A 20,092-nucleotide genomic window follows, 5' to 3' on the forward strand; every position below is an offset into this window, starting at 1 on the left:
AAGCCGTTGCCCCATTGGGTCAGAACACTATTTAGGGTCAGACTTTGGGTCCGAGGAAAAATGATTCTTTACCATTTATGGAGACTTGACCATGTCGCCAAAACCGCTTAGATGCAAAAAGTTGGAAACGCGGGGGGTATATACAACCTGCAAAAAATGGCCTCTCCAGCCATATAGGAGGAGGGGTGAGTGTAACTGGAGAGGCGTAAACACAGTGTTCAATTAGAAGGCGTTTCTGAGAAGGCAAAGTGATACGGTTTTTTCGAGAAATTTATAAATTTTTTTGGGATTCTCAATAGCGGGCTTTCGGAATGAGAAGAGTAACTCCCACCACGCCGGGTGGGGGCTATATATAAACGCCCAGACGGGGGGCATTGAAGGGGAATTTGCTTGATTTTTGGCGGGGAAAAGGCTTACAATGGGGTTTTTAAAGGCTTTTAATCTTAAAGGAGGGCAGGGGGCGTGACGAGTATAGAAGAGAGTTTTTAAGTCTATCTGCTCGTTCGATATGGGATTTCAACATTTTTTGAAGGTGATAGTAAGATGATTAAGCAATCGGTTCTTATATTGTTAGCGGTGTCAGTTTTGTTCGCAGTTTTACCTGTGGCCGCTGATGAAACTATCATCAAGAATGATTCCATAGCAGATACCAACCTGGCTGTCGTTGTCGGGGATTTTTACGCCGGCGAGCAGGCGGGGGTACGCCTTACCTCGCCTATTGACGGTATCATCGTAGGAGTCCAGATTCTGTGGAAGGGCGATGTCCCCGGCGATTCGCCGCAAAAGGGAAGCGCCATATACATTTATGCCGAAGGCGCTTTTCCGACGCCGGGAGCAGAGCTTGCGACAATAGACACTCCACTTCTGGTTGCGGACGGATGGAACGAATTCAGATACCTCGACCCTGACGAGACGGTCGCTTTAAGTATTCCGGTTGTCAGCGGCCAGAGCTTTTATGTAACGCTTGAATTTGCCAATGACACTGATGTTGGCTCCGGCAAGGCAAGCGTGGTGAGGGACACAGACGGCTGTCAGGCCGGCCGTAATGTTTTATATGCAATTCCGGGCGGCTGGTTCAACTTATGCCTGTTAGGAGTTCCCGGCGACCTAGTGATACGGGCGGTCGTCGAATCCGGGTCGGTATGCCCTGAGAAATTGGCCGGCGATATTAACGGCGACTGCTATGTGGATATGCTTGACCTCGCGGTGCTGGCGAATGACTGGCTGAAATGCAATAATCTGATGGACGAGGATTGTTCTTAGAAAAACAGTTCTTCGTTGCAGTTGGGTGGACAAAAGCGGTGTTTTTGGGGCGGAAAATGGGATATTCAGAAAAATTCAAGAAAGAAAAAGAGGATGGTCGATTTAGGTAAAGTGAAGGTCAATCCGCTTGTGGCGGACAAAAAACAAGTGGCTCTTTGTAAGCCTTAGGGCTGTAAATTGGCTGAACTTTGTATTGCCCACTTTCGATAACACGAACAAGGCAGAGCGAAATGAGGGCATAAGAAGAGAGAGCTGAAAGAATGAAGAAAAGAGCCACATAAACTAAGGGAGAGTTTACAAAGCTCTCCCTTGTTTTTTTGCCATGTCAATTTTCCTATTTTTCCCAGATAAAGGACTTGCTAAAGAGGAATATTTAGCTGAAGATAAACGCAATGAAACTTGGATTCCTGCTTTCGCAGGAATGACAGATACGAGAGAATTAAAGATGATGGAAGTACCACCAATTTTGCTGTCAGTGATTATCTGCGAGAGGGTGATTTTCGATAAATTCACCGGCATGCCGAGCATTATAAATATTATCCAGAATATCAATGCGCCAAAGTATCCGATACGGTATCCTTCGCTTGTGTTTTTCTGTGAATTGACAAACGGGCACGGGAGGACGAAAACAACGATTAGACTGGTTGATGAACAGGGGCCAGGGGGGCAGGAAGATAAAGTTATATTCGAGCAGAAGGGGGAGGGGGAGTTTAAGGACGTTAAGCAGGTCGTCAGTTTAGCACTGAATCTGCAGGGGGTGATGCTGCCTCACGAAGGCGAATATCGTTTTCAATTGTTCGCGGATGACTGTCTTCTCGGAGAGAGACGGATTATCTGCAGGAAGATTGCGCCGCCATCAAAAGGCGGGGAAACGGCCGAGTAAAAACTGAAGGAAATATGATTAAGATCGGCAGAGGGATTTTTATTTCGGAGGACGAATTTGTTTTCAAGTTTTCTCGCGGAGGCGGGCCGGGAGGGCAGAACGTCAATAAAGTCAATACGCGGGTCATGGTGTTTTTCGACGCTGCAAATTCGCGGAGTTTTTCCGATGAGCAGAAAGGACAGATACTCAGAAGGCTTGCAAACAGGGCAGATAAAAGCGGTGTGATAAGGGTTGTTTCGCAACAGTATCGGACACAAAAGGCAAACAGGGAGGCGGCGGTTGAGCGGTTAGTGGAGCTGTTGAAGGGGGCACTAAAAAAGAAGAAGGTACGGAAGAAGACGAGGGTGCCTGAGAGAGCCAGGAGAGAGCGATTAGAAAAAAAGAAACGACGCGGTTTTTTGAAGAGACAGAGGGCAGAGAGGAATTTTGAGCAGTAGAGGGGTCAAATCAATTCGATATTGAGAGGCTTTTCAGAAGGGGGAGAGTCGGAGGCGACTAATTTTTGGCCGAGGGCGAACGCTTCTTTCATTGCGGAAGGATGTTCTTTGATTTGGCCTGGGTCTTCCACCTTATTTACAAACAAGTTTGCGGCGTAATTTACATCGAGGACGTCGAAGAAGTATTTCATAGTGAGGCGGATGCAGTCGAACATTTTTTTGCTTTTCGAGCCGCCTACGGCGATGACCATAGCACGTCTGTCACGGCCGGTGGTGATGAGGGGCTTTTTCAAGACATATTTGTGAGCCCAAAGGCACTGGCAGCGGTCGATGAGGGCTTTTGCCTGAGCGCAGACGGCCATAAAGAATATGGGCATTGCGAAAATGATGCGGTCTGCGTCGAGCATTTTTGCGGAGACGACGTGATAATCGTCTTTAACGACACAGGTACCTGTTTTGTAACAACAGTTGCACTCGACGCAGGGGGCGATTTTGTAATCCGCCAAGCGGAGATATTCGGTTTGTGCGCCGGCGGATTCTGCGCCGGCTAAAGCCTGGCGGAGAAGCAGGTCGCTATTGCCATTAAGCCGAGGACTTGCCGAGATTCCGATTACTTTCAAAGCCATATCGGCAGTTAAGCTATCAGTATTTGGCGCGAAAAGCAACAGGGAGGAATGTTAAAGGAGTGATTTATTTTGTATTTGTTTTTTGACTATCCTCGATGGACAGAAGATAAGTTTGTAATTCAGCAACAGCATTTTCATCATTGGCATCTGAAAAGGAAGTGATTGCTTTTTGAAGGACCGCAACTGCTTCATCATATTGCTGCTGCTGCGCAAGAGCATCCGCAAGCATTAAATGGTTCTGTAGTTCGAGAGGATTTAAATTTATGGTCTGCTGAAGATATTCCGATGCTTCGCCGAATCGGCCGACTTCCATCAGCGCATTGGCCAAATCTTTGACTATCTCAATTGAGGAGGGTTTTTCAGTCAAATCTTCGCGATAGCCCTCAATTGCTTTATTTAGATATTCGGAGGCCTCTTCGTTTCTGCCTAATTGTTTTGATGCCAACCCTACATTGTAGTAAATATTCGCCATGCCCGACTTTACTTTGGTTTTTTCATTGTATTCGATGGCACTTTTGGCAGCGTCGATGGCCTGCTGCCATTTACCCTGTGAGGCCAGAATCTGCCCCATATTATTGTAGGCAATGGCAGCCATTGTCGGGTCGACCTGAATAACATTTTTATACATTGCCAGGCTTTCATCCGGTTTGCCCCGGCTTTCAAGTTTCATTGCCTGCTCGATGTATTTGTTTGACAGATAGTTGACGGCACCCTGACGAACTACCGGCGTCAGCATATTTTCCACCGGCGCATAATCATCTGTTATTACAATACCGTGTCCTTTTTCTACGAGAGCTTTTATTTCAACATCATTCGGTATCCATAAATTCATACCTGTTGTTGATTTCTCCAAGCCCAGGTTTTCGAGATTGATTTTTTGCCTGGCAGCAATAACCACAGTATTGCGCGGACCCGGACGCGACAAATATTCAGCAATAACATAAACATCAGGAAATGTTTGCCGCAGAGTTTTGACAATGCTTCCCAGGAACCGTCCGCTGTCATAGGTATCTATCAGGTTTAATATATATATGCCGTCGTCAGTCAGTATTTGAGCGATTTTGTCGTTAAACTCTTTGGTTGTGAGCTGATAGGGGACCGAATAGTCATTGATGGCATCTTCGTAAATGAAATCGTATCGAGATATTTGGTCGCCGGCTCGTTTTTTATGGAGTAACTCGTCAACATAATTGCGAGCATCCATTGGAAATGTGCTGATAGAAGTATTTTTGTCCAGGCCGAAAGCCATGACGGCTGCTTTGGTTACTCTTGGGTCGATTTCAGCGACATCAATGCGACTTCCCGGCCAGACTTTCTCGATATATCGAGGAAAGACGTACCCTCCTCCTCCGATTACCAAAGCTGAAATTTCATTTTTGTCACGAGTCAACAGATGTGTTACCGCAGCATAAATACGCCCATAGGAGGATTGTAAATCGAGTATGTCGTCCATTACGATTCGGCTGTGCATTAGTTTGTCCAGCATAAATGCACGTTTATCTGCCGTTTCCGGAATGCGAGTTACGGCGATATAGGAGTATTGGCTTTCGTCTTCATAAAGAAGTTTGGGGTCCAGTTTTTCTCTCAATGCGAGAGATGAGCCGACGTTCTCCGCCCATCCGACAGGCGCCATTCCCATAGTCATCAAAGCAATGAATATTGCCGCCCAGATATATAGCGTCCAGAGTCTCGGCTGATACAGGATAGCCATCAGCAGCAAGGCAGCGGCGACCGTCCAGATGATAGCAATAGTCCCCATCACGGCAATAAGGTAGAAGCCGGCAAGGAATGTCCCCGCGATACTGCCCGCGGCGCCGAAGGCGTATATGTCTCCGATGGTCCTTCCGGTAGGCAGTCCCCTGTCGAGGGCCATTTTCGCAACTACCGGACTTATCGTTCCAAGCAATGTTGACGGGAGCATAAAGACCAGGAATACATGCGTAAATGCATGTGCCGGCCAGCTTAACTTCCACAGCCATAGCCAGTCGCCGATGAGATTGTTCAAGATGATGGTTACCACGCAGGCAACGGAGGAGATGCCCAGAAGCACAGCCAATGCCTTTCTTGCGGGGAAACGGTCTGCGATACGGCCTCCCAGATAATTGCCTACGGTAATGCCTGCCAGGACTACGCCGATTACCGAGGTCCACGTATATAGGGATGAGCCGAGATACCTGGCTATGAGCCGGCCGGCGACAAGCTCCAGCACCATTATACAGGCGCTCGAGAAGAAGACGGTGGCGGCCGGGATGAGAATTGAGAGAAAACCTTTGTTTTTGCTCATTATTGTCCTTCCATAACTTATTCTATATTGATTGAAAGTATAATAAAGCATTTTACCACTAACAAGCGGTTTTTAACTCTACAGTTAATTGCAAATAACGATTGGTTGCGGTAAAAATGGGGAAAACGAGTGATTTTAGGGTTCTTATGTCTTTCCGGCCATATTAACACTTGGGGGCAAACTTTTATAACTGAAAGTCAAAAAATTTTTTGTTTTTTTCAAAATTATCCTTGGCGCATAGTTAGACCAACATATAATGCATGTCTAATTTGGCGTTAGATATCTCCTGACGTCACGGCTTTGAATTTCAAGGCCGTTGCCCTTGCCCTTTGCTGAGGCAAGGGCCTGAAAGGCAGTGAATTACTGCCTATACGTATTAACGGCCCACAACACGCTTGAGCTGTGTGTTCTGTGGTGTCCATATATTCCGTTGTGTTGTAATGGAACGGAGCGGTCGTAACGTACGACCCCAAAATCTGAGTCCTTAATTTACGAAAGGAGATATCTATATGGATAAACGGCAAATTCAGTTGGTCAGGGATATTTGCCATGAGGTAGATTGGTTGGTAACCCAAGACCAAGGGACTGCAGAATTGGATGTTTTGGAAAGGTACCGCCTTAAAATGAACGATCTGTTGTGGAAAAGAAAGTACCGGGAAGCTGAGGATATGGCGTATGCCATTCTTTTAAAGCGCGCCGGTCATGACGCAGATCGTTATCTTTCAGAATAAGGTTGGGACCAAAGAACTTCCAAAGCTCCGACTTTAATCGGGAAACAACCCGTGAATATAGGAAAAGATGAAGGAGGTAAGCAGTGAATATAGGTAAGGGCATAAAATTCGTTCGGATAGCTTCAGGACTTCGGCAAGGAGAAATGGCAGAGCGTCTTGGTATTAGCCAAAACTATCTATCTCTTTTGGAAAACAATAAAGCTGAACCGAGCATTGCGCTGTTGAAAAAAATATCGAAAAATTTTGGCGTTCCAGCAGGTTTCTTGTTCTGGGAAGATGCGATGCCATCTGAGGGGGAAAAGCCCGAAGTTACTGAAAAGTACGAACGTATCAGGAGCCTTGTACATGAACTGCAACAATTGCGCATCTCTCACCAGTTGCAATCAGCAACTGAATAAGGATGTAAAGTTAGACAAAACACTTCGTATCAGATCTGTTAAACATCTAGCCTCAATTCTTGGAATTTCGACTGATACGTTGTTAAGACTAAAAGAGAATTCTGATAGATACTATCGTGAATTTAACTTAGACGTAAAGGGTAAAAATCGCTTATTGGTTGAAGCAATCGGGCTGTTAAAAACTATACAACGTAGAATTCTTGACGATTTACTTTTAAGAATTCGTCCATTTGAAGGTTCCTTTGGGTTGGCGACAGGCAGAACCATTAAAGATAATGCAAAGGTACATGCTAAGTCTAAGTACATCGTAAAACTTGACATAAAAGACTTTTATCCAAGCATCCATCGAAAAAAAATTTACGAATTTTTCACAAAACAACAAAAATGCAGCCCGGATGTTACACATATACTAACTGCCCTGACGACCCGTAAACATTCGCTTCCTTTAGGGACATCTACGAGTCCGATGCTTGCTGACCAAATAGTAAGGCCTATCGACATGAGAATTAACGGTATTGCAAATAAGGCTGAATTGAAATACACACGCTATATTGATGATATCACCTTATCTGGAAATTTCCCCCTGGAGCGAATGTCCAAAACAGTTATGAAACTGTTAAAACAGTCGGGTTTTAGGACAAAGAAAGACAAGCTTATATATTACAAGCCATTTGAGATTGGACAAGAAAGAGTTATCACTGGTGTACGAGTTACTGATGGGCAAATTTCGGCACCATTGGATTATGTTAAAGCATTAGAAATTGAACTGAAAGCAGCTATTTATCAAAGTAAAAGAGAAACCCCCACAGGAGAGTTTCAGACATGTGAGCATTACCGGGGTAAAATAACTTACATCAACTGGTTGGATCCTAAATTGGGAGAGGGGTTGCTGAAACTTTATCACAAAGTAAAATGGCAACATCTTGAGTGGGCAGCAAGAAGACAGTAATCAAAGAATCTATAACAAAACCTAAAATGAGTTTTATAAAAACATCTGGATTCCCACTCCCTTAGGGATAAATTTTGCGGGAATGACAGAGAGCGACGGTAATTTTGTTATAAGCTTTAAAATCCGGGATGATTTAGATGGCAGTTCAATTTATTCTCGGCAGAAGCGGGACGGGCAAGACGAGCTATTGCATAAAGGCGATAGCGGATGAGCTGGCAGCAGGCGCTGATAGTCAGCCGCTGATTCTGCTGGTTCCGGAACAGGCGACATATCAGGCGGAGCGTGCGATTTTAAACGACAAAAGAGTGGGGGGGTATCACAGATTGTGCGTGCTTTCGTTTGCGAGACTGCAATTTTTGCTATCTGGTAAAAATACGGCAAAGCCGGCAGTAACACGCATCGGGCAACAAATGATAATCCAGAGGATTCTGCGGGACAATAAAAGCAAATTAAAATTGTTCGGTTCATCGGCAGAATTTCCCGGTCTGGGTCGGCAAATGGCGGAGACCATCACCGAGCTGCACGAATACGCAAAAACGCCGGAAGATATTGACCATTTATTGAACCAACTGAAAAAAGACGAGCGCAATAGTCTGGCTGCACTGAAGTTTGCCGATATAGGCCTGGTTTTGCGGGAATATCTGAAGTTTATCGAGGGCAAGTTTATCAATCCGGATGTTCAGCTGACCCGCAGCTGTCGAGCGGTCGCCACCTCGGCTTTGACTAAGGGCGCAAAGTTATGGGTTGATGGGTTTGCAGGGTTCACGACGTCTGAGCTTGCGATTTTAACGGAGCTGCTGAAGGCGGCGGCAGATGCTCAAATCGCGTTGTGCATAGACCCGTTAGAGATTGATTTGGTAAATCCCAATATTGCGAATCTCGAAGCGACGAGTATGTTTAGTCCGACTGAACGAACATACGCTGAGCTTGTCGAGATGGTAAAAAAGAGCAAGCTGCGGCTGGCCAAGCCGATAATTTTGAAGGATGGAGTCAGGTTTTCCCGCAGCCGGGAGCTTGCACATATCGAGCGTAATGTTTTTAAGCTCAATCCTTCAAAAATGCCGGCGGGAGACAGTGTTCGGATTGTATCGGCGCCCAACGTACGTGCCGAAGTACAATTTGTCGCGAGAGAGATATTGCGGCTGCTCAAGGAAAAAGAATATCGATACCGTGACATCGCTGTCATCGCTTCGGACATTGACCGTTACGAACATTATATAAGGGCATGTTTTGACGATTACGGGTTGCCATTTTTTATCGATAAGCGAAAGAGTTTGAATCAACATTCTGCAATCGCACTTATTTGTTCGGCGATGCAGGCGGTGCTGAATGGTTTTTCTAACAGCGATATTTTCAGCTTTCTTAAGACGGACCTTGCGCCAATAGAGCGGGGCGAGGTTGATTTGCTGGAGAATTACTGTCTTGCGTTCGGAGTGACAGGGAGCGACTGGATAAGCGCACAGGAGTGGCACTTTGCAGGTCAGGATGACAAACACTTTGACGAAGGGCGTGTGAACGGAATTCGAAAGAAAGTTTGCAGATTTTTGCTCGAACTGCGGGATAAACTTTGCCCTCTCGACAATCCGAAAAAGACGATGAGTGCAGAGGAGTTTACGAAGGCGATTTTTGATTTTGTTGACGAACTCGGTGTTCTTGAGACAATCGGCGGCTGGGCTGAAGAGACAGACGAGCATCGACAGTTTTACGACAAGTTTTTGGATATATTCGATGAATTTGGTGAGGTTTTTGCCGGTCAGGAAGAAACGGCTGAAGATTATTTTGCGATTCTCGATTCTGCATTTTCTCAGATGACGCTGGCATTTATTCCGCCGACTTTGGACCAGGTGCTTGTCGGCTCTATCGAGCGGAGCCGGCATCCGGACTTGAAAGCGGTTTTTCTTATAGGCACCACTCAAAGAGAATTTCCTGTCCCGGTGAGTTTCGAGAGGATATTGACGGATGAGGACCGGATTGCTGCCGAGTCAGTGGATTTTGCGCTGGCGGCGACGGCCGGCCAAAAGCTGGCAGAACGGCAGTATCTGGCCTATATCGCATTTACAAGGCCGAGAGAAATGCTGTATATTACGTATCCTGCAACCGATGAAGGGGGCGGTGCTGAAACCCGCTCGCAATTCATAGATAATCTGGCGGGGTTGTTTGAAAATCTTAAAGAAGAATCGGCCGCAGGATACAAAAACGATGTTGAGCGTGTCCATAGCAAGAGCGAGCTTGCTGATTTACTATGCAGCCAATTTGGTAAAGATGCTTTTTCGACCGAAGCAAAGGAAAAAGAGCAGCTTGGCGGGCTGTTAGGTGATATTGCCGCGGATAAGGAGCTTGCTGAACTGGGGTCGGAGGTTATGTCGGCGATAAGTTACGACAATCGTGCACAATTAGACACAGGGATAGTCAAAGAGATTTTCGCTGGAGAGCTGAAAAACTCAGCGACGCGACTGAGCACTTTCTCGGCGTGCCCGTATCAGTATTTCGCAAGATACATACTGGAACTGGAGGAGAGAGAGGAATTCAAGCTTGAGCCGCTGGATTTGGGCAATTTCTATCATCGTGTTCTGGATGCTTTATTAAAACGGCTTAACTCGGCGAAAAAAGATTTTGCAGTAGTCGCGGACGATGAGCTTCTTAGACTTCTAAGAGAACAGATAGCAAAATTCGCAAGTGAGAATGCATTTATATCAAACTTTTTACATCGGTCAGCACATAACGGTTTCATTATTCATTGTGCCGCTGAGGTCCTTGAAGATTGTGTCCTGGCAATAGCTGAAATGGTTCGGGCGGGCAGTTTCAGGCCGAGGTGGTCGGAGGTTTCGTTCGGCGAAGCGAAGGACAGCGTTATTAACATCGGCAAATATAAGATTAAACTGCCGGGCGGCAGGGTGACAGCTTTGAACGGGAAAATTGACCGGCTCGATGTTTCGGACGATAGAACTGCGATTGTTTTTGATTATAAACGCAGCGGTAAATCATTTAACTGGTCGGAGTTCTATCACGGTTTAGATATGCAGCTGCCGATTTATATGCTGGCGGTTAAAAACGCTGACAATCCTAAGTTTAGCATCCACAATGCGTTAGGCGCATTCTATATGCCGGTTGAGGTAAGCCCTGTGAAATGTGCTATCGAGGATTTGTCAGAGGAGACGGAAGGTTTCAATTATAAGGCGAAGGGGATATTTAACGGCGAAGTTTTCCGGCAGCTCGATAAAGAAGCTTCCAAAAACAGCAGGTTTTATAATTTTTACGTTACCAAAGACGGGCAGCCATACGGCAATTACGAAAGACAAGGGGCATTAAGGCCGGACGATTTTGAAAAAGCACTTAAATTTACCGAGAAAAAGATAATACAATTGTCTGAAGAAATTCTCTCCGGCAGAATCGAGGTCAAGCCATATCGTTTGAACCAGAAATCGCCGTGCAGTTTCTGCAAGTACAAAGCGGTCTGCCGGTTCGATTGGCAGGTAAATGAGTACAACTTTTTGGAATCCTTAGACAAAGCTGGTGCGCTCGAGAAGATGAAGGGCAAGAATGGTTGAGAAAAAAATAAAATGGACGCAGCAGCAGAAGCGCGCGATTTCAGCTCGCGGCAGAGACGTTCTGGTGAGCGCATCGGCCGGCACTGGGAAAACGGCGGTGCTGTCGGGGCGGTGTGTCGATATAGTATCCGACGAGAGTATATGTCCCGATGTGCGGAACATATTAGTGCTGACTTTTACCGAGATGGCGGCTGAGCAGATGCGGTCGCGAATCGGCGAGCAGTTAAAAGACGCATTTCTGGAAAGCGGCGACCGTCACCTTCGGCTCCAGCTTATGCTGCTGCAGAGCGCCGATATCAGCACGATACATTCGTTTTGCAAAAGGCTTATCACCGAATTCTTTTACAAGCTCGGCCTTGACCCGACTTTCGGGATAATCGATGGAGACGAGGCGAGGTTGCTGAAGGCGGAGACACTCGAAAAGACGGTTGAGTGGGCGTGGCGGCAGAATAATTTGGTGCAGGGGCTGGAACAGCTTTTCCGGCGGCGGGACCTTCGGACAAATGACGGTTTTCTTTCGAAGATAATAAGTTTGAGCAATTTTTTGGAGGGCGTAGTCTCGCGGGAGGATTGGTTCGAGCGGGCGATACAGCTTGGCGGGGTTGTCAGCCCGTTTACATCGGGACTGGGTGGGGAACAGAAACAAATTGTTGCGGAGAAATTGAAGAGCATTGCCGAACAGTTTCGACAGGCCAAAAAGCTTTACGAGAACGAGCACACAGGCGGGGACTGGGCGGAGAAGCTGAAAGTAAGTCATATTAAACCAGTTGTGCAATGCATGGAATTTTTAAATGAGGGCGACTGGGATAAATGTGCTGCGGGGATAAGAAATTTTGTCAAACCCACGACGCACAAGCCGAAAGATGTGCCGGAGACGCTTGCAGAGCTTATACGGAAAAATGTCAAAAGGGCTTTGGATGTCTTTGCGGGACTTTCGGCACTTGCCATATTGAATCCCGATTACCTCGACAGGGTCGGCGGAGCTGTGAGCCTGCAGACGAGAGTGCTTGTTGAGCTTGTTAAGAAATTCGGAGAGTTTTACAGCCACGCGAAGAGGGCGGTTAACTGCCTGGATTTCGCAGACCTCGAACGTTACGCGCTGAAGCTTTTAGTTGATGAAAATTCAGGGGACGAGAAATTATCGCCGTCGGCTACGGCATTGTCGCTGCGGCAAAGGTATAAGTATATATTTGTTGACGAATATCAGGACATAAACGCTGTTCAGCAGGCGATACTCGATATGCTCAGCAGCGGAGGAAATATCTTTGTTGTCGGGGACATTAAGCAAAGTATCTATGCATGGCGGGGAGCTGAGCCGGAGATTTTTCTCCAGCGGCTCAAGCCTGCAGCATCAGCCGGGTTGCGGGTTGACCTGAACGCCAATTTCCGTTCGGCCAAAGGCATTCTCGATTTTGTCAACAAGGTGTTCGGACGGATAATGACGGCCTCTTTCGCGAGAATCGATTACGATGAATCGGCTGAGCTGAAGCCGGCGTCTAAAAGCGAAGACGAAAAAGGCGTTGTAGAGTTTTGTTTGCTTGATGAGGAAGGCGAAGATGAGGAATTGCAGAATAAGGAGACTGCGGATAGCACAAAAGAAAGCGGGGACACCTATACTTGCCGTCAGCGTCAGGCGGCCATGATTGCCCGGCGTATAAAGCAAATGGTTGGGGCGGAAACTGGGCGGCCGGAATTCGAGATTTACGATAAGCATAAACACCAAAAAAGAGGGGTCGAATATCGTGACATCGTGGTACTGATGCGTTCACTGGCGAAAAGAGCGAACGATTATGTTGAAATTTTCAGATTGGCCGGCGTGCCTGTGAACTGTCAGGGGACAGCGGGCTATTTCGAGGCGACTGAAATCAGCGATGTTTTGTGCCTGCTGAAAGTTTTGGACAATCCGCAGCGCGATATTGAATTGGCTGCGGTATTGCGGAGCCCGTTTTTCAAGGTCAGTGACACGGAACTTGCAAAAATAAAAGTCTATAGTAAAACAAATGAGCGATATAAAAATTTCTACGAGCGCGTGCTTGAATATTCTACCTCGGGGACGGATGCGAAACTCGCTGAAAAACTTAAAAAAGCTTTTGAACAGATTGAGCAGTGGCGCGGCATTGCGCGTAACGGCAGCTTGGCGGATTTGATTTGGCAGATCTATCGGCAGACAGGCTTTTTGTCGTATATCTGCGCTTTGCCGAGCGGGGAGGCGCGCAGGGCCAACCTGCTTAAACTGCACGAGCGGGCGATTCAGTTCGAGGGCTTCGTCAGCAGCGCCGGCAGGCCGTCGTTGGGGCGTTTCGTTGAATTTGTCGAGGAGCTTCAGGAGATAGGGCAGGACTGGGTGCCTGCTGAGCCGGACAGCTCCGCTGAAAATGCGGTGCGGATTATAAGCGTTCATAAGAGCAAGGGACTGGAGTTTCCGGTTGTTTTTCTGGCTGAACTGGATAGTCAATTCAATAAGAGGGACATTCAGGAAGATTTTCTGGCGGATGTTAATGATACGCTGGGGCTGCAGATTATCGACCGCAAGTCGAACACAAAATTAAGCTCACTTGCGCATCAGGTTATCGCCGAGAAAAAATTGGCTGCCGGCCTGGCAGAGGAGATGCGCATTCTTTATGTCGCGATGACGCGTGCGAGAGAAAGGCTTATTTTAAGCGCGTCGGAAAAGAAAAAACACTGCCGGGACATTATCAGCGACGGTTTCTTTTCGGGCGATGAACCGATTAGCGATTGGCAGCTTCGACGCTGCCGCAGTCCGCTGGAGTGGGTTCTCTACGGGCTTTCAGACCAGAAGAATTTGCACGAGGCATTTGAAACGGAATTAGAGGCCGGCAGCGATGATGATTTGTTCAGCGTAAAACTTTATGGCCGGAAAGAGCTCGAAGGGCTTGGCGGGTATATTAGCAAATTAAAAGACAAGAAGAGATGCCTGCCTGAAACAATCGTAAAATCGCAGTCAAAATCTAAGCTGCTGTCGCAGGTGAAGAAATCTTTGGCGTGGCGATACAGCTTCGGCGATACTCATCTGCTGCCCGCCAAACAATCGGTGACGCAACTGACACATCGGGAAGACGAATACTTGAAACCGCTGCCTGTTTCCAGCCGCTCGCTGCTCGAATCACCTAAACTTACCAGTCGCGATATTGGTACTGCTTCGCATCTTATAATTTCACAGCTTGATTTGAGCAGACCCGTAACGGGAGAAATAATCGAGAAGACAAAGGAGAAACTTTTAGCTGATGGGGCGATAACGGAGCCGGTTGCGGAGCATATTAACACGGATTCGATAATCAAATTTTTTGAGGGTGAGTTAGGCAGGGCTGCCCTTGATTCTAAGAATATTGTTTATAAAGAATGGCCGTTTACTTTTGCTTTATCCGCTTCCGAATTGAATAATACGAGCGATGAAATCATCGTCGTTCAGGGAATTATAGATTTACTCATCAAAACGCCGGAAGGTTTGCTGGTGATAGATTTCAAGACCGACGATGTAACCGCCAAAAATGCGCCGCAACGGGCGGAACTTTATCGGCGGCAACTGGAGCTTTACGGCAGGGCGGCGGAGACAATTTTGAAAACCAAAACAATCGCAAAATGGCTGTATTTCCTAAGGCCGGGGTGTGAGGTTGAGGTTTAGCCGGCGGCATATTTCGCGGTTTCCTCTTTACGCTTGTCTATTGGTGTTACATTTGTATAATAAACCCTTTGTTTACAATCAAAAAGCAGCAATATAAGGGTTTTTAAGGAGAAGATATAGCAATGGCAAAGGCAGCAAAGGCAAATGCAGTAGTGGGCCAGTCGGGCGGGCCGACGGGGGTAATCAACGCATCTTTGGTCGGCGTAATTGAAGAGGCAAGGAAACACCCTGAAATCAAGAACCTCTACGGTGCAATCCACGCGGTAGAGGGGATGGTTAAAGATGAATTTATAAATCTGAAGAAACTGTCGCCGGCTATGCTCAAAGACGTCGTCGCTTCGCCGTCGTCTGCGCTTGGCTCCAGCAGAAATAAGCCCGATGAAGAATACTGCGCTAAAATACTCGAGGTTTTCGAGAAGCGCGATGTCAGATACTTTTTCTACATCGGCGGCAACGACTCGGCGAATACCGCGCACATTATCAATACGATGGCGGCCAAAAGCGGCTACGAGCTGCGGGCGTTCCACATACCCAAAACCATAGATAACGATTTGCTGGTGACCGACCACTGTCCGGGTTTCGGAACGGCGGCGAAATTCGAAGCGTGCGCCCTGGTAGGAGACGATATGGATAATCGCTCGCTGCCGGCGATAAAGATAGATGTGATTATGGGAAGAAACGCCGGCTTTTTGACCGCGGCTACTGTTTTGGGCAAGCAAAGAGACGATGACGGGCCGCACCTGCTTTATTTCCCCGAAAGAGTTGTTTCAATGGACAAATTCCTCAATGATATCGAAGGCGTGTATAAAAAACTCGGCCGATGCGTCGTCGCGGTAAGCGAAGGCGTTTGTGATGCCGACGGCGTGCTGTGGGCGGAGAAATTGGCCAAGGAGAAAGAAACCGATTCGCACGGAAACCTGCAGCTCTCCGGCTCGGGCGCTCTGGCGGACTTTTTGGCGGGCAAAGTGAAAGGCAGAATAGGGATAAAACGCGTGCGGGCGGATACGTTCGGCTATCTGCAGAGAAGCTTCGCGGGGCTGCAGTCGTCGGTAGATGTCAAAGAGGCAAGGCAGTGCGGCAGAATGGCAGTGAAATTTGCGATGAAAGAAGACAGCGGCTCGGTCGCAATGGAAAGGGTTGGCAGCGGGAAGAAATACGCGGTCGAGTATTTCCGCACGGAGCTGGAAAACGTCGCGGAAAAGACAAAGAAGATGCCGGACGAGTTTATCAACGCCGAAGGCAACGGCGTAACGAAGGCTTTTGTCGAATATGCGATGCCGCTGACAGGCGGGGTGCCGAAAAGCATATATCTTGGCGGCAATCCGAGAGTTTGATTGAGCGTTTTTAACGTCCATAATGTGTTTTTTACCTTTCTCGGTTATCCGATGAGCTACATCGAGCTCTCGGCCACTCTTTTGATTGCTGTTTATGTTCTGCTTATTACCCGGCGAATCATCTGGGCGTGGCCTTTGGGGCTGGTCGTCTTCTCGCTCTTTGCGGTGCTTTTCTATCAAATCCGTCTCTACTCCGATTTTTTCGAGCAGTTCTATTACATAGGCAACTGTTTCTACGGCTGGTATAGCTGGAAAAAAGCCAGGGCCGAAAAGAAAGAATTGACGGTAACTTACGCCACAGGCAAGGCCCGGCTGACAGCCATCCTGATAATAGCGGCAGGGGGGACGATTTTGGGATTTGTTGTGAGCAGGATTCATATATATCTGCCGGCGTTTTTTCCGCAGCCCGCCTTTTACCCGTATATCGACGCGACTGCCACGGTGATGGGGTTTGTCGCGGCGGCACTTTCGGCCCAGCGGAAAATCGAAAGCTGGCTGCTGTGGATTTGCGTCAATACTATTTGCATCGGCTTGTATTACGCGAGGGACGTAAAATTCGTTATGCTCCTTTATGTATTCTTCCTGGCACTGGCAGTCAACGGTTTGATTACGTGGGGAAGGGAACTGAGACGGGTAAAAGGCAGATAGTTGTTTTTGAATAGATCCCTCGACTACGCTCGGGACAAGAATTGGCTTTGTTTGGGTTTGTTTTAACCAAGTGTCCAATTTGAATTTTTCGCTATAACTGGTTGTTTTCATTGGGGTTATACCAAATTTGACTTTGTCCTAAATTGGCTTTGTTTTGCATAATTTATTCATTTTGATTGATTTTTTCCTTCTGCGCAGAAAATCAGCGCAGCTGCTGAAGGCAGACGAAAAAAAGAAAACAGAATACAGAAGACAGAATTCAGAAGACAGCAAGTAGCGTAAGCCATGCTGCGCACATAAAAGTCGAAATCATAAACAAACTCCGTTTAGTTTTAAGTTTTTAGTTCTTAGTTTTTAGTTAGTTAATAATAACTAAATCATTATTTGAATTGGACCTGCTGGACCTGAAACCTTGCCCTGCTGGGCGAATGACGTTCATCTACTGATGAACAGGGGGTATTTTACCATATTTCTGGCAAAAGTAAAGGAAAAAATTGCTGTTTTGTGTATGCAATTACAAACGGTTTTGATTGAAAAACGAAAGACGGTTAGCTTACAGATTTTTTCCTATGACCTCTGTTACTGTACTGGCTTAATTTTACTTCAATGGCCCGGACAAGGGCATCAAATGAACTCCTCTTGGCCTCATTAAGAGAAGCTGTTGGGTTATGCTCTATCATCTCAGCCACTTTACTTTTCAATTCTTGCTTTACACGATCGTTCCAATCCTTGCCCTGTTGAACAAATACATCACGCATTCTATCTGACCATTTCTTTGCTGAATGGAATTTTGGTGTGTCCAGTGTAATTCCATATACGTTCTCTACGATCTTTTTGTATATATTGGAATCGTAAAGATCTTCAATCTCGGCCTCTGTCATTCCTTCACAAGTTGAAAAATTTACATCTGCATCAGTCATAATTCCTTCTATTCTTGCTTTATCGAAGGATTCTTTACCACAACTATCGTGATCCAAAAAACAATGGATGAGACACAGAGCATCAGTTATCAAGCTGGCTTTGTATGATAGGTTTGTTCCCCCGTCCAATGTTTCAATCGCAAGAGTCTGGTTGTCAAACGCTGATTTAATTTTAGCTGATGCGTGGGAAAGAAGAGCCTTCATGGCAACCTTATCTTCATGGCCTTCGACAAGCAAAACTAATTCTGCATGGCGGAGGTTGTCGGATGCACGAACACCAAGAATATTTCGAATGTCTTCAACTTTTGTTGCTGGCTGCGCTCTCTGATTGTTAACTATAATATTGCTGGAGATATTCATCTTGTCTACAAACAATGGACAGTGTGTTGTGACGACTACTTGGTGTTTCTCGCTTAGTTCATTTAACACGGCGCGGAGTTCGTGAATTGCTGACGGATGAAGATGTGACTCTGGTTCTTCGATGGCGACGACAAGGTTTTTACCACTTGCCCCCCGCTCAGATGCGTGTCGCATTATTGCGAGCGCAGCAAGACTTTGAACTCCATCTCCTTTGTATTCCAGAAGGGTGGGTGTACCATCATCAACCTCTATCTCGCAAGATCTTCGCATTGCTCTATATCGTTCTTCCGAAGATATTCCAACGCGAACATTGGAAACAGCGGGCAAAAACTTTACGAGGGTGTCCTTTATAGTTTTTGAGAGAAGATCTAGTACCGGCTCTTGAATCTTTGCCACCCTCTCAAGTGCTTTTATGTAATCGGGATTATCCTCAACTTTAGCCAGCTCACGTTCTACCATATTCTCCACGACTTTCTGTGCCGACTCGGCTGTTCGTATGGCAGGAATATGAGTAAAATCAATATGTTCTGAAATGAACGTGCATACTTCTTCATGCTTGGCAGTCAATGCCTTTCCGCCCTTTCCCTGTTTTAGAACTCTAATCTTCATCTCGCCTTTCGAATTGAAAGATATCCGTACGGGAAGTGTTCCGGTTACATAACTTTTAATTTTTTTCCAGAACTCGTTTCTTTCATCATCCGACAAATCAAATTCCAATATAATTAAAGACTCACCATTAGGTTGTTCTTTCTGAAGCTGTATCGGGAAATCCCTATTCCAATCATAATGGCGGTGACGCCAAGATAATCTTGCTCCTAGGGGTAAACGCCTCCCCATTGTTAATACATCCATCGCAACAACTAATGCTCGAAGAATGTTAGATTTTCCTTCATTGTTTGGACCCACTAAGATAGCCTTGTTCCCCACCTTGATCTTATGGGCTTTAGTTATACTCCTATATTTTTCAACAGTGAAAGCAACGAGCTTCATCTCAAAAATCTCATTTCATAACTCTTTTTTTATTTCCCAATTCTACCCAAATTGTATTCATTTTCAACGACAAAATTTGGGGATGTTTGGACGAACACATAGGTTCGCCCCTACCTATGCGAATAATGCTTCGGTGAAGGTGTCGGGGTCGAATTCGGCGATGTCGGATGGTTTTTCGCCGAGGCCGACGAATTTGACGGGGATATCAAGCTGGTCTTTGATGGCGATAACGATTCCGCCGCGGGCGGTGCCGTCGAGCTTAGCGAGGAATATGCCTGTAACGTCGATTGCCTGGGTGAACATTTTTGCCTGCGCGATTGCGTTCTGGCCTGTGGTTGCGTCGAGAATCAATAAGACTTCATTGGGTGCGCCGGGGATTTTGCGGGCGACGATATCGCGGATTTTAGTCAGTTCTCTCATCAGGTCTTTTTGCGTATGCAGCCGGCCAGCGGTATCTAAAATCAGAAAATCCACGCCTCTTGCGACGGCGGCTTCGCAGGCGTCGAAGGCGACGGCGGCTGGGTCGGCTCCGCTTTTGTGTTTGACGATTTGCACGCCGATGCGCTCGGCCCAGATTGATAATTGCTCTACCGCGGCGGCACGGAAGGTGTCGCAGGCGGCGACGATGACTTTTTTATTGTTCTGGCTTAAGACGTATGCAAGTTTGGCAATACTGGTAGTTTTGCCGGAGCCGTTGACGCCGGCGATTAAGATTACCGTAGGGCCGGTCGAGGCCATTCGCAGTTGTCTATCCTGATGGGGCCAGTAGTTTTTGATATGCTCTTTGAGAAAGGGAATAATATCGTCGGTGGTTGCGATTTGTTTGCTGCCGTAAGCCGTCCGCAGGTCTGATATGAGCTTGTCGGTAGTTTCCACGCCGATGTCGTCGCTGATTAGGGTTTTTTCAAGCTCATCGAGCAGAGAGTCATCGATATTTCTGCTTAGTTTCAAAACCTGCGAAAGGGAGGAGCTGATTTTATCCCGCGTTTTGCTTAATCTGTCTTTGAAAAACTGGACGGTTTTAGAGAAGATTGCCATAGTTTAGTCAAAAATCCCAAGCACTAAATCCGAAATCCCA

Annotated in this window: 14 protein-coding genes; 10 read left to right on the forward strand and 4 right to left on the reverse strand. The window is 46.7% G+C overall.

Going from position 1 to position 20,092, the window contains the following annotated elements:
- The first annotated feature begins 543 nt into the window (after window positions 1–543).
- The 3 genes from PHG53_09955 (at window position 544) to arfB (ending at window position 2,583) form a co-directional block, all read left to right on the forward strand.
- Complete coding sequence (locus PHG53_09955; GenBank protein MDD5381941.1) at window positions 544–1,263, forward strand: hypothetical protein; 720 nt, start codon at window positions 544–546, stop codon at window positions 1,261–1,263.
- 421 nt (window positions 1,264–1,684) lie between these two features.
- Window positions 1,685–2,146, forward strand: a complete 462-nt coding sequence (locus tag PHG53_09960) for a hypothetical protein (protein MDD5381942.1) — start codon at window positions 1,685–1,687, stop codon at window positions 2,144–2,146.
- A gap of 14 nt (window positions 2,147–2,160) precedes the next feature.
- Complete coding sequence (gene arfB / locus PHG53_09965) at window positions 2,161–2,583, forward strand: alternative ribosome rescue aminoacyl-tRNA hydrolase ArfB (GenBank protein ID MDD5381943.1); 423 nt, start codon at window positions 2,161–2,163, stop codon at window positions 2,581–2,583.
- A gap of 5 nt (window positions 2,584–2,588) precedes the next feature.
- On the opposite strand, the gene PHG53_09970 is transcribed toward arfB, so the two are convergent.
- Window positions 2,589–3,209 (reverse strand): flavodoxin family protein, encoded by a 621-nt coding sequence (locus tag PHG53_09970; GenBank protein ID MDD5381944.1) that lies wholly within the window; start codon window positions 3,207–3,209, stop codon window positions 2,589–2,591.
- Between the two features lie 64 nt (window positions 3,210–3,273).
- On the reverse strand, window positions 3,274–5,493 hold the full coding sequence (locus PHG53_09975; GenBank protein ID MDD5381945.1) for a fused MFS/spermidine synthase: 2,220 nt from the start codon (window positions 5,491–5,493) through the stop codon (window positions 3,274–3,276).
- 509 nt (window positions 5,494–6,002) lie between these two features.
- On the opposite strand from PHG53_09975, the gene PHG53_09980 reads away from it, so the two are divergent.
- The 7 genes from PHG53_09980 to pnuC all read left to right on the forward strand — a co-directional run bounded on the left by PHG53_09980 (window position 6,003) and on the right by pnuC (window position 16,744).
- The gene (locus PHG53_09980; GenBank protein ID MDD5381946.1) at window positions 6,003–6,224 is read left to right on the forward strand and encodes a hypothetical protein; all 222 of its coding nucleotides are present in this window, start codon (window positions 6,003–6,005) and stop codon (window positions 6,222–6,224) included.
- 83 nt (window positions 6,225–6,307) lie between these two features.
- Window positions 6,308–6,622, forward strand: coding sequence for a helix-turn-helix transcriptional regulator (locus PHG53_09985; protein ID MDD5381947.1), 315 nt, complete (start codon window positions 6,308–6,310; stop codon window positions 6,620–6,622).
- A gap of 79 nt (window positions 6,623–6,701) precedes the next feature.
- Window positions 6,702–7,571, forward strand: coding sequence for a reverse transcriptase family protein (locus PHG53_09990; protein MDD5381948.1), 870 nt, complete (start codon window positions 6,702–6,704; stop codon window positions 7,569–7,571).
- Between the two features lie 137 nt (window positions 7,572–7,708).
- Entirely contained in the window at window positions 7,709–11,119 is a 3,411-nt protein-coding gene (locus PHG53_09995) for an exodeoxyribonuclease V subunit gamma (GenBank protein MDD5381949.1), read from the forward strand.
- The gene (addA, locus tag PHG53_10000; GenBank protein MDD5381950.1) at window positions 11,112–14,762 is read left to right on the forward strand and encodes a helicase-exonuclease AddAB subunit AddA; all 3,651 of its coding nucleotides are present in this window, start codon (window positions 11,112–11,114) and stop codon (window positions 14,760–14,762) included. Before PHG53_09995 ends, addA begins: the two co-directional genes overlap by 8 nt.
- 122 nt (window positions 14,763–14,884) lie before the next feature.
- On the forward strand, window positions 14,885–16,096 hold the full coding sequence (locus PHG53_10005; GenBank protein MDD5381951.1) for a 6-phosphofructokinase: 1,212 nt from the start codon (window positions 14,885–14,887) through the stop codon (window positions 16,094–16,096).
- Entirely contained in the window at window positions 16,097–16,744 is a 648-nt protein-coding gene (gene pnuC / locus PHG53_10010) for a nicotinamide riboside transporter PnuC (protein MDD5381952.1), read from the forward strand.
- A 548-nt stretch (window positions 16,745–17,292) separates the two neighbouring features.
- On the opposite strand, the gene PHG53_10015 is transcribed toward pnuC, so the two are convergent.
- Window positions 17,293–19,014 (reverse strand): ATP-binding protein, encoded by a 1,722-nt coding sequence (locus tag PHG53_10015; GenBank protein MDD5381953.1) that lies wholly within the window; start codon window positions 19,012–19,014, stop codon window positions 17,293–17,295.
- Window positions 19,015–19,128: 114 nt separating this feature from the next.
- Entirely contained in the window at window positions 19,129–20,052 is a 924-nt protein-coding gene (ftsY, locus tag PHG53_10020; protein MDD5381954.1) for a signal recognition particle-docking protein FtsY, read from the reverse strand.
- Window positions 20,053–20,092: the final 40 nt, after the last annotated feature.

The sequence above is a fragment of the Phycisphaerae bacterium genome, assembly GCA_028714855.1.
Taxonomy (GTDB): Bacteria; Planctomycetota; Phycisphaerae; order Sedimentisphaerales; family Anaerobacaceae; genus CAIYOL01.